Source organism: Streptomyces colwelliae (assembly GCF_048158785.1).
Classification (GTDB): Bacteria; Actinomycetota; Actinomycetes; order Streptomycetales; family Streptomycetaceae; genus Streptomyces.
Genome location: NZ_JBLTJC010000031.1, coordinates 1 through 9,558 on the forward strand (window position 1 = coordinate 1; position 9,558 = coordinate 9,558).

A 9,558-nucleotide genomic window follows, 5' to 3' on the forward strand; every position below is an offset into this window, starting at 1 on the left:
CCCGCACCCCGCACCCCGCACCCCGGACCGACCGTAGATCGGAAAGACCCACTGTTTCGCCCAGATCAGAGTTCGAGGCCGAAGAGCGCTGCCGCGTTGGCGGAGGAGAACTTCTGTCGGTCCTCGTCGGAAGTGAAGTGTCCGAGGAAAGAGTTGATCTCGTCCTGGGTCGGGTGCTGGAACGGGTAGTCGGTGGAGAAGATCAGCCGGTCGACGGTGGTGACGGACAGGGCGTGGTGGAGCAGCGCGGGGTTGAGCATGCCGGAGGCGGTGATGTGGAAGTTCGTGCGGATGTAGTCCGAGACGGGCCGTTGCAGGCCGGCGAGGCGGGAGAGGCTGTCGGCCCGGTCGAGCCAGAACAGCAGCATCTCGCCCCAGTGGCCGAGCACTATCTGCAGGGCGGGGTGGCGGTCGAAGGTGCCGCGCAGGATGAGCCGGAGTGCCGCGGTCGCGGTGTCGAGGTGCCAGCCCCATCCGAAGGTGGCCAGGCCGAGATCGGTCAGCTCGCCGAGGCCTCGGTAGGAGGCGTCGCGCACCGCGTCCGAGGGGATCTGCGGGTGGATGAAGACTGGCTGGCCGAGCTCCGCCGCGGCGGCGAAGAACTCGTCGTAGGCCGGGTCGTCGAGGAACCGGTCGCCGGAGCGGCCGTAGACCATCGTGCCGACGTGGCCCAGGCCCTTCGCGCGCACGAGCTCGTCGACGACGTGCTCCGGGGAGGACATGGGCAGGGTCGACAGCGCCCGGAACCGCGTCGGGTTCTTGCCGACGGCCGCGATGGCCGTGTCGTTCGCGGCCCGGCTCAGGTGCCGGGCCTGCTCGGCGGGGAGCGGCTGGGTTCCGGGCGGGGTCAGAGCGAGGACCGAGATGTCGATGCCCTGGGCGTCCATCGCGGCGATCCGCTCCTCGCCCAGGTCCTCCAGGCGGTGCCGGTGGTCGCCCATCTCGTTGAAGGCGAGGCTCTGGTCCGGCCGCGGCAGGGCTTTGAGAGCGGATGTGAGGCCGGGGGTTACCCAGTGTTCTTCGATGGCGACGAGGGGCATGGTCTTCGTCCTTCGATCGGGTGAGCGGCGCGTCCGGGGGCTTCGTTCCAGCAATACCTGTCAACTGACAGCAAAACTAGCGCACGGACTAAAGTAGCTGTCAACTGACAGCAATCACGGAACGACGACGGAGGCCCTGGCACATGGACGAGGGACAGACTTCGAGGCTGTTCGAACTCGCCGACCGGATCCTGGCGGTGGGCCGCCACATCGGGGCGTCGAAGGAGGGCGAGGTCGAGTCGGGAACACCGCTGCAAGGAGCGGTGATGCGCTACATCGACCGCCACCCGGGCACGACGGCCCGCGAGGCCGCCGAAGCCACCCAGATGATCTCGAGCAACTTCAGCCGGGCGGTGCGGGGCCTGGAGCAGGCGGGGCTGGTACGGCGCGACGCCGATCAGCACGATGCGCGGCGGGTGCGCCTGTATCCCACCGAGAAGGCGCAGGAGAACCTGCAACGCCTGCGTGAGGTCTGGAGCCGCCTCCTTGAGGAGACTGTCACCGATGCCGACGACATCGACGCCGTGATCTCCACCCTGCGCACCATCGAGACCCGGCTGGTCGCCCGAACCCGCCCCGGGGCCCGATGATTCCGGCGATCGCGCCGCATCCGCTCTGCCCAGGTCAACGAAAACAAGAAACCCCAGGTCAGAAGCCTGACCTGAGGTTTTCCATGGAGCCCCCTGTCGGATTCGAACCGACGACCTACGCATTACAAGGTCGCCAGAGCGTTACCCTATGCTTCACCGAACGTCACTGTTTCCACTGTCTGTGCAGGTCAGGCCGCATGTGCATACCCGGGACTCATTGATCGTTCACGGAGTTTCCCCGTCCTTCCGGCCCCATCCTGGACCCAGGTTTGGGCTGGCCCCCGGCTGGCCTGGCACCAGTCGGGCTGATATCAAGCTCAGCGGCGGGCGGCAAATCCTCCCTTTCTCGAACGAGCCTTGCGACGCGAAGAAGCTCCGCCTCGGCAGGAACGGCGTCCTTGAAGTTGCAGATGCAGGGACTTGGATCTACGTGTGCTTCTTCGTGTCGCTGGCCGCCGGAGTCGTGGCAGTCGTCTGGCCCCGGGCCTGGCTGCCCTTTCGTATTGCAGCCAGCCCAGCCAGGAAGGCCAGTGCGACTGCACTGACACGGCATTCGTGACCAGGCCCACGTAGCGCCGCGTAACAGCCACTCCCGCCTATCCCCGCTTCGCCGGTCTCGCCGCCTGACACAATTGATCTTGAGGGTGGTCTGATTTCCGTCGCCCTCAACCCACCGTATCCGTGCGATCCGCTACCCCAGCCGAGTACTCGTACTCATGTCCCCACAGGTGCCCGGCTGACACAGTGGTCACAGCGGGGTCCTTCAGCACGGCTTCGTTGAGCGGACAGTTGGCTGCTGTCTCACATCGGCCATTCGCCGTCCACTCTCCTCGTCCGGTCGACAGCCGACTCTCGCTCAACCAGCGCGGCGCAGAAGATTGCACGTCGCAGCGGCGGAGCTACTCCGGGTCTAACGCGATCGCTTTCAGCCAGCTTCACGCCTTGGTGGGAGCCGGATTCCGCAGAGATGCAAGATCACAGCTATCTTGCCGAGTTACATCTGTCACGGATGAGGCACTACCAGTGAGCGGCCGAGGGACTCGCTGAGCAACGTGCCGCACAGGGAGGAAGCGGTGGCGGTCGACAACACAGGGGATCCGCAGGTAACTGCCGCTGGGCTTGAAGCAGCTGCTGGCGGCGCGATCGCCGCGTCGGGCATAGGGCCCTTCGCCGGTATCGGTGCCGTCGTGGCACAGGCGCTGCGTGTCGAGGGCGAGACGCTGACGACCTTCAAGAAGCGGGTCGACGATCTCCTGACCCAGCTGGAAGAGTCGAAGGCCGCCCCGCGGAGGATCGCCGACGGTGGCCTGCCAACAGGACGGCTCGGGAGCTTCGACGAGGCCGACGCACTTCACGCTTCCTGCACCCGCGTGCACTCCCGCCTGGAGCAGCTGTCCAAGATGCTGGCGCTGCAGATCGAGGGGCTGGTCGTCACGGTCGACGCGTCGAAGAGCGGCTATCACAACCTTGACGACGACGTCCGAGACCGCCTGAGCCGGATCCGGGTCGAGGCGAACAAGTTGATCGCCGACGAGGCGGGTCCGGGGGCGCGGGCACACACCAGCGGCGCGTCGAACGGATCGGCCCGCGACCAGCAGGGCTCCCAGCCAGCGGATGAGCAAGCCGGTGGCCTGTGATGGCGGTGTCGACGTCAGGGAAGAGTGGCAGCACAATGACCGCGGCAGGGAAGGCGGGGCAACTTCATGTCTGACTGGGGCAGTCGGGCCTGGCAGATGGTTAAGGAGACCCGGTTCGTTGCCCACAATCCAGAAGAGCTGTGGGCCATGGTCGAGCCCGCGGACGGTGCGACGGCCACGGAGCTGGGCGAACTGCTGACCCAGGCCGCCAAGACGATCAAGGAGATCGGCGGCGACCTGCGCACGCACAGCATGGCCGTCGAGTGGGACGGCGAGGGCGGCGAGGCGTTCCGGACGTGGTGCAACCAGGCCGCGCTGGCCACTCTGGGCCTGGGCGACTACAGCGAGTCCGCGGGCAAATGGCTGGGCCACGCCGCGGACACGCTCCACGAGGTCAAGCCCCAACTGGAGATCCTGCGAACGCAGAGCGCCACCGCGCGGTCGGTGCTCGACGCGCACGCCGCGAAGGCGACGGACGTCGGCAACCACGACGGCGGCCCCTCGGCCACCGAGGTGAAGACGGCCAAGACCCGGTACACCAACGACAGCGCCGACGCCGCCGGCCTGATGATCAAGCTCGCCCAGTCGTACACGGCCTCGACCGAGCAGATCGACGCGCTGGAGGCGCCCGAGTTCCCGAAGCTGCCGGAGCGGTTCGTCCCCGAGGCCCGTGGCGAAACCGCGGTCTCCGTTCCGACTGGCCAGAAGTCCGTCACGCCAGTGGAGACCTCTGGGCGAAGGACAGCCGTCGACTCCGGTATGAGCGGGACGAGTTCAGCGCCTCAGGTGTCCGCGCCGCACCACCCCGCGAGCGTGGCGCACGTGCCCGATACGGCCCCGAGAGGCCATACGCACCCGACGAACACCACGATCCCGACGAATACGGCGATCGACAGCGTGGGAACGCTTCCTTCCACACCATCAGTCCCTGCTGCTGGCGCAGCTCCGCTCCCGGGAGTGAGCGGCCCGGACGGCAGGACATCGTCGCCAACCGGTGTGCTCCCACCTGCATTCGGGGGTACCGCGACGTTGGCGCCCGGTACTGGGGCAGGCGGAGGTCGTCCCGCGTACGGCGCTCGGAGTTCACTGCGCACGCCCTCCGAGCCAGGTGCTTCCGGCAGCTCGCGCGTACCCGGCCGCGGGCTGCCCACATCGTCTGTCCCCGGTATGTCCGGTGCTGGTACCGCTACCCCGCGCATGTCAGGGAGGGGACTGCCCGGTCCCGCGTCGGTCAGGGGCAACAACGGCATCACTGGCGGCCGCCCCATCTCTCCCGCCGGACGATCCACCGGTGCGATTCCCCGGGGCACGGTCGTCGGCGGCACCCCGAACGAGCAGCAGCCTCCGATGGGCCGTGGCGGCGTCGCAGGGGGTACGAGCGAGGGCGCGACACCGGCCCCCCGCAGCGGAGAACGCGTGCCAGGTCGGGAAGGTGCGGCGAGGGGCGGCCCGAGGTCGCCCGCCCAGTCCGGTGGGATCATCGGCGGGCAGCCGAAGCAGGCCCCGCAGCGCAGAAGGGCGCTGTTCACCTCGGGAGGTGAGGGACTCGTACACGGAGCGAACCCGCATGCCGACGGCACACTGCCGCGGGGCGGCGGAACGACCCGCGGTGGCTCCGCCGCTCCGCTGGGCCGCGCTGGCCGCTCCCCTCGTGGTGAACGCACCCGCGACCGCTCGGAGGACCATGCGGACGACGGGAGTAACCGGCACCAAGGCGACCAGCGCGTCATCCCGCCGACAACCGACTGAGCATCGCCCGCACCACGAGCAGCCTCGACGACAACGCCGATGAGAAGGACGAACATGCGCACCCGCAGCAAGCAGGCCAGACGACGCGGACCGGTCGTGTCGGCCCTGGCAAGCGTCCTGCTGGCGAGCGTCGCCGTCACGCCCGCGCACGCTGACACCATCCGCAGCCGGCAGTGGTACCTCGACGCCATGCAGGCCCAGCAGATGTGGAAGACCAGCACGGGCAAAGGCGTCACCGTCGCATTGATCGACAGCGGCGTCCAAGCCGACATCCCCGACCTGCAGGGCCAGATCGTGGCGGGGAAGGACTTCTCCAAACGCGCCGGCGACGAACGCACGGACTACGACGGCCACGGCACGAGCATGGCGGTCATCATCGCCGGTACCGGTGGCAGAGGCGCCACCAACGGCTCCTACGGCCTGGCCCCGGGCGCGAAGATCATGCCGATCCGCGTACCTGACTTCGTCGAGCGCAACCGTACCGACGGCAACCAGGACGACTTCGCCACCAGCACGGCCAAGGCCATCCGGTTCGCGGCGGATTCGGATGCCAAGGTCATCAACATCTCGCTGGGAAGCACGGCCCACTCACAGCAGCTGACCGACTCCGTCGACTACGCCCTGTCCAAGGGCAAGCTGATCTTCGCGGCGGTGGGCAACACCGGAGACGCCCTCAACGAAGTTGAGTACCCGGCAGCGATCCCCGGGGTAGTGGGCGTCGGGGCGATCGACAGAAACATCAAGGCGACGAAGGAGTCCCAGCACGGGCCCCAGATCGACCTGGTCGCGCCAGGAGCGGACATCGTCGCGGCCTGCCTCGAATCCAGCACCAACGTGTGCGAGACGCGCGGCACCAGCGACGCCACCGCCCTCACCTCCGCCTCCGCCGCCCTGATCTGGTCCAAGCACCCCGGCTGGACCAACAACCAGGTTCTGCGGGTCATGCTCAACACCGCAAGCAAACCCAAGAGCGGCAAGAACCGCACCGACTACCTCGGCTACGGCGCCGTACGCCCCCGCATCGCGCTGACGGACCCCGGCGACCCCGGGCCGGCGGACAAGTACCCCCTCCCGGACCTCACGGCCGCAGGCGCCAACTCCCCCTCCCCTGGCGCCTCCGACGCACAGGGCGCGGGTGCGCCAGCAAATGATGACAGCTCTACCGCGGCAGCCTCCGCATCCAAGGACGATCACGGCAACAGCACCCTCTGGATCGGGCTGGGCATCGGTGCCGCCGTACTCCTCGGAGGAGCGATCGTGGCCTTCGTCGTCGCCCGCAGGCGTCAGAGCCGCTTGGATTCGCCGTCGGTGTCCACGGGCCCTGCGAATCAACTGCCCCACCCCCACTCGACGTTCATGCCGCCCACCAGCGCATCGAGTGCCGGTGGCCCACCCAACCAGGGAGAGCGAACCTGACCCACCGACTCACTGAAGGAAGCACGCCACAGCAGACTCGCCACGCATGAGTACGGATACTCAGCCGTCCTGGTTGCGGTAGCGGATGGGACGCACGGTGAAGGGGCGCTACCGTACGTCTCGGCCATTGCGATGTGACTGCTGCGAACATTTGCAACGTTCCGGTCGTACGGTCACGGTCACATCTATTCCGGACGTACGACGAGACACGGGGAGGGGCCACGCATGGCGTGGGAGGAGTGGGAGGAGATCAAGGCCACTGCGGTCGATCGGCACTCCACGCGGATGCAGCTCAACCAGCTGCCGGCCGATCAGGGGGGCGGCGGCACGAGTAACGTCGGCACTCCTTCCGGCAAGCTGAGGTCCGACAAGGCGGCGTGGTCCAGGGCGGGGGAAGGCGTCGGCGATCTGCGGGACAACACCGGCAAGGCGCTGGCGAAGTTGGAGGAAGGCCAGACAGGGCTCGATAAGGGTTCCGGATGCCTTACCGCAGCTGCCCAGAAGGGTGTGTACGACTCCTGGGAGCGCCGATTGAAGGACATCGGTGAACTCTGCGACGGGCTCGCCGGCGTGCTGGAGAAGACGGGTAACGACCAGCTGAGGACCGACGAGGCCATCAAGGCCGAGATCGCCAAGCTGAAGGTCCGCTCCGAGGAGACGCCCGCTTCCGGCGACTCGGGCAAGGGCCGGTGATCTGGAGGCATGGACCTCGGTACGCTCAAAGCCATCAACCCGTCTGAATACGCGGAAGCGGCGGACGGCTATCGCGCGGTGAGTGACATGGCTGACGCGGCCAAGGATCGCGTCGACAAGCAGATCACCACAGACATGCGCAAGGCCAATGAGGGCGAGGCCGCGGATGCGGCACTCAAGCAGCTGCGGAAGCTGTCGGAGAACTTCCACTACTCCCAGGTGGAGTGCGGTCTGATCACCGGAGCCCTCGACGGCTTCTCGTCCGAAATCGCCGCCCCCAAGCGGCGCCTGACTGACGCGCTGGACGACGCGGCCGTGCTGGCGTACACCGTCAGCGAGGACGGCGCCATCACGTATCCCGCAGGCGGTAAGAACGAGCTCACCGGTGAGCCGATCCCCGGCGGCACGGTCCTGGCCAACAATGGCCTGATCACGGGCAACAACACCGGATTCCAATCACCAGGGCTGGCGCCGAACGATCCTCAGCTCAAGAGTGCGAACCCGCATTACGCCAAAGCCGTGGACATCGCCGACCGCATCACCTACGCCGTACGAGAAGCCCAGGAGATCGACGATCGGTACAGCAAGGCACTGCGCAAGCTCAACGCGGCACCGGGCCTGAACGTCAGCACCAGGACATGGGCGGACGTGGCGTCCGACGTCGATGCTGTGAGTTCTGCCGCGAGTGACTACATCGCGGACCACATCCCGTTGGACAAGTCACCCGCCGACCGCAAGAAGTGGTGGGACAACCTCAGCAACGAGGAACGCGAGGAGTACAAGGCCGCCTTCCCGGAGATCATCGGAAACCTGGACGGAATCCCGGCCGTGGTCCGCGACGAGACAAACCGCGAGAACATCCAACTTCTCATCGCGCAGTTGGACGGCCGACAAGACGAGGCGTCCAAAGACAAGCTTGACGGGCTGAAAGGCATCCAGACCAAGCTCAACTCGGGCAGTCAGCCACCAATGTTCCTTCTGGGGGTCGGTCTCGAAGGAAACGGGAGAGCGATCGTCGCCTTCGGGAATCCTGACACCTCAAAGAACGTCTCAGCTTATGTACCCGGCTTGGGCACTAAACTCAATTCCAGTTTTGCCGACGGCACCGTGAAACGCGCCTTCGATACGGCTAAGGATGCCCAGGGTATCGATCCCTCCTCATCCGCGATCGTATGGCTCGGCTACGATGCTCCTCAATCGATCGACGTGATGACTACGAACGACGCCGAGCACGGCGCCCCTGCGTACAACAGTTTCATGGGCGGAATTTCGGCAACCAATGAGCATGCCGATCCCCATATCACTGCCATTGGACATTCCTACGGTTCCCGACTGGTGGGGGCCGCCACACAGGAGGCGGGAGGGATTCCGGGGGCTGATGACATCATCCTCGTCGGAAGTCCCGGCGTCGGCGTCGACAAGGCGGCGGACCTGGGTGTGGGCAAGGACCACGTCTGGGTGGGAGCGGCTGAGAACGACATCGTCACCAAGCTCCCTTCGTCAAAGGAAGCTGTGGCAGGAACCATGGGATTCTTCGGAGGAGGGCCGCTTGGCGCGTACGTCGGAGGGGAAATCGCAGACCAGGGTGACGATGACATCTGGTTCGGCAAGGATCCGGCAAGCAAAGCGTTCGGCGCCAACAGATTCGAGACGTTGCCCGGTCCGGAGCTGGCCCAGCCTGCCTTCCCCGACGTATTGGACTCCAAGTTGGACATCGAAGCCCACAGTAATTACTTCTCTCCAGAGGAAGGGAAGGACAAGGTTTCTGCGCGAAACATCGCTGCCATTGTCGCAGGACAGCCTGGATACGTAACGAGGGAGACGCCGCGATGAGGAAAAGAGTTGCAGCGGCCGCAGTGCTGGTTCTACTTCTGGCCGGGTGCGGCTCGACAGGTACCGCGTCCTCAGGCAAGGAAAGCCAATCGAAGATGAACATGCAAGAGGCGGCCGACAAGGCGGACGCGATTCTGGACGAGACGTTTGCGGCCGTCAAGCCTCCCGTTCAGTGGACTCACACGTACTCAATGCCGGGTGACTGCTATGTGGACCGTGATCGTTCCGTCATGACGATCATCTCGGCCGAACGGCGTGGCAGCTTCCTTGGGGTGTTGGAACGCCACTGGAAGAGCAAGGGCTACAAGCTCGTCACCACGAGTCAGAACGGGCTGGCAGCCAACTTCGAGACCCAGGACGGCTTCCAGCTCGAAGTCCTGATCGGGACCACCGGCCAGGCCCACGTGAGCGTCACCACCCCGTGTGTGGAAAAGTCCGAGGTCGCACCGCCAACCAGCACGCCGAACGGCCCGGACTACTCGAAGCAGAAGCTGCCGGCGCCGAACGTGAAGTCGACGTTCTGGTCGAGCGACGCGCCCGTCTCGAGCTGACGCACGCGTCCGGTAACCAAGGTGCTCCGCGTCCACTACGACGGCCGGG

Annotated in this window: 8 protein-coding genes; 7 read left to right on the forward strand and 1 reads right to left on the reverse strand. The window is 66.3% G+C overall.

The window, feature by feature from the left end; translation table 11 throughout:
• Nucleotides 1–65: 65 nt before the first annotated feature.
• On the reverse strand, nucleotides 66–1,040 hold the full coding sequence (locus ACNFOC_RS09500; protein WP_416958617.1) for an amidohydrolase family protein: 975 nt from the start codon (nucleotides 1,038–1,040) through the stop codon (nucleotides 66–68).
• Between the two features lie 143 nt (nucleotides 1,041–1,183).
• Here ACNFOC_RS09500 and ACNFOC_RS09505 point away from each other — a divergent pair, with 143 nt between their 5' ends.
• From ACNFOC_RS09505 to ACNFOC_RS09535, 7 genes are all read left to right on the forward strand, one after another.
• Nucleotides 1,184–1,630, forward strand: coding sequence for a MarR family winged helix-turn-helix transcriptional regulator (locus ACNFOC_RS09505; RefSeq protein WP_416958619.1), 447 nt, complete (start codon nucleotides 1,184–1,186; stop codon nucleotides 1,628–1,630).
• Nucleotides 1,631–2,703: 1,073 nt separating this feature from the next.
• Nucleotides 2,704–3,267, forward strand: a complete 564-nt coding sequence (locus tag ACNFOC_RS09510) for a DUF2563 family protein (protein ID WP_416958621.1) — start codon at nucleotides 2,704–2,706, stop codon at nucleotides 3,265–3,267.
• A 66-nt stretch (nucleotides 3,268–3,333) separates the two neighbouring features.
• Nucleotides 3,334–5,016, forward strand: coding sequence for a hypothetical protein (locus ACNFOC_RS09515; RefSeq protein WP_416958623.1), 1,683 nt, complete (start codon nucleotides 3,334–3,336; stop codon nucleotides 5,014–5,016).
• Between the two features lie 54 nt (nucleotides 5,017–5,070).
• Nucleotides 5,071–6,432 (forward strand): type VII secretion-associated serine protease mycosin, encoded by a 1,362-nt coding sequence (gene mycP, locus ACNFOC_RS09520; protein ID WP_416958625.1) that lies wholly within the window; start codon nucleotides 5,071–5,073, stop codon nucleotides 6,430–6,432.
• Between the two features lie 225 nt (nucleotides 6,433–6,657).
• Complete coding sequence (locus ACNFOC_RS09525) at nucleotides 6,658–7,125, forward strand: hypothetical protein (protein WP_416958627.1); 468 nt, start codon at nucleotides 6,658–6,660, stop codon at nucleotides 7,123–7,125.
• Nucleotides 7,126–7,134: 9 nt separating this feature from the next.
• A complete protein-coding gene (locus ACNFOC_RS09530; protein ID WP_416958629.1) occupies nucleotides 7,135–8,958 on the forward strand; it encodes an alpha/beta hydrolase in 1,824 nt (607 codons plus the stop codon).
• A 95-nt stretch (nucleotides 8,959–9,053) separates the two neighbouring features.
• Entirely contained in the window at nucleotides 9,054–9,509 is a 456-nt protein-coding gene (locus ACNFOC_RS09535) for a hypothetical protein (RefSeq protein WP_416958631.1), read from the forward strand.
• Nucleotides 9,510–9,558 lie beyond the last annotated feature (49 nt).

What these genes read in the sequence shown, in the direction of transcription:
- ACNFOC_RS09530 (WP_416958629.1), top strand. Translation starts at nt 7,135, where the DNA reads ATGGACCTCGGTACGCTCAAAGCCATCAACCCGTCTGAATACGCGGAA.
- ACNFOC_RS09500 (WP_416958617.1), bottom strand. Translation starts at nt 1,040, where the DNA reads ATGCCCCTCGTCGCCATCGAAGAACACTGGGTAACCCCCGGCCTCACA.
- ACNFOC_RS09505 (WP_416958619.1), top strand. Translation starts at nt 1,184, where the DNA reads ATGGACGAGGGACAGACTTCGAGGCTGTTCGAACTCGCCGACCGGATC.
- ACNFOC_RS09525 (WP_416958627.1), top strand. Translation starts at nt 6,658, where the DNA reads ATGGCGTGGGAGGAGTGGGAGGAGATCAAGGCCACTGCGGTCGATCGG.
- ACNFOC_RS09515 (WP_416958623.1), top strand. Translation starts at nt 3,334, where the DNA reads ATGTCTGACTGGGGCAGTCGGGCCTGGCAGATGGTTAAGGAGACCCGG.
- mycP (WP_416958625.1), top strand. Translation starts at nt 5,071, where the DNA reads ATGCGCACCCGCAGCAAGCAGGCCAGACGACGCGGACCGGTCGTGTCG.
- ACNFOC_RS09535 (WP_416958631.1), top strand. Translation starts at nt 9,054, where the DNA reads ATGAACATGCAAGAGGCGGCCGACAAGGCGGACGCGATTCTGGACGAG.